We start from the raw sequence: 818 nt of genomic DNA on the forward strand, positions 1-818 counted from the left end.
CCATTGTATGTATCGGCCGACGAATCAAAACGCCCCATATGCCAGCGAATCGCCAGCATTTCTTCTTCCGTAAGGCACATGTACGGCAAAATCATCATAACGGATTTTTCGCCATGCCCCAGCGGCATATCGTCCCGGTACGTGTATGCTGATACCTCCTGCCAGCCGGCTGGGCCTTTTACCCATTTTTTGCCCAGGTGGTACTGGTTCGCCTTACAAATATCATGCAGCAGTCCGCAAATCACGCAGGATTCCACCGGTAACAGGATATTCTTTGCAACAAGCATACGCCGTATATCATCCAGACAATGAAAGACGTTCAAACTATGATCTAGCAGGCCGCCTTCATAGGCACCATGATGGCAAGTACTGGCCGGCGCCGCGAAGAAATCCGTTTCCACTTTCAGATTCTTCAGCAGATTCAGCCAGCCGTCACGCTGCACATATTGCTCAAACACTCCCACAAATTCCAATTCCTTATCTGTCGTAAAATATTGTCTATCCATAGGTTATTCCTCCTGTTCTGTCATTGGTTCAATCAAAACAAATAACCCCGACGGCCCGGCGCTGTAAAACTTTTGAATGACCTCGGAGGCGACCTGCGCGTCATCTCGCCAAAAGTGCAGCGTTGTCATAACATCTTTCAGTAACTTTACTAGATTATCCGTATCGGGCTTTGTTACCTTCCATGTCTTATCCGGGTGTCGGCTGTCCGCCGGATAGATCCACTGCGTCGTCAGGGATAACGGCCCCTGCAGAGGCAATTCCGGCGTATATTTTACAAGGCAGGCCATAAATTTCTGCCGGGCGTCTTTCAC

Annotated in this window: 2 protein-coding genes; both read right to left on the minus strand. The window is 49.4% G+C overall.

Translation table 11 applies throughout. The features are described 5' to 3' along the window. A partial coding sequence (locus CJ260_RS12465; protein WP_095630438.1) for a hydrolase occupies positions 1 to 506 on the minus strand: 506 nt, incomplete at its 3' end. Positions 507 to 509: 3 nt separating this feature from the next. Further along, positions 510 to 818, minus strand: a 309-nt coding sequence (locus tag CJ260_RS12470; protein ID WP_095630439.1) for a RusA family crossover junction endodeoxyribonuclease, incomplete at its 5' end; no start/stop codon positions are given.

Source organism: Megasphaera sp. ASD88 (genome assembly GCF_002287425.1).
In the GTDB taxonomy this organism is placed as follows: domain Bacteria; phylum Bacillota; class Negativicutes; order Veillonellales; family Megasphaeraceae; genus Megasphaera; species Megasphaera stantonii.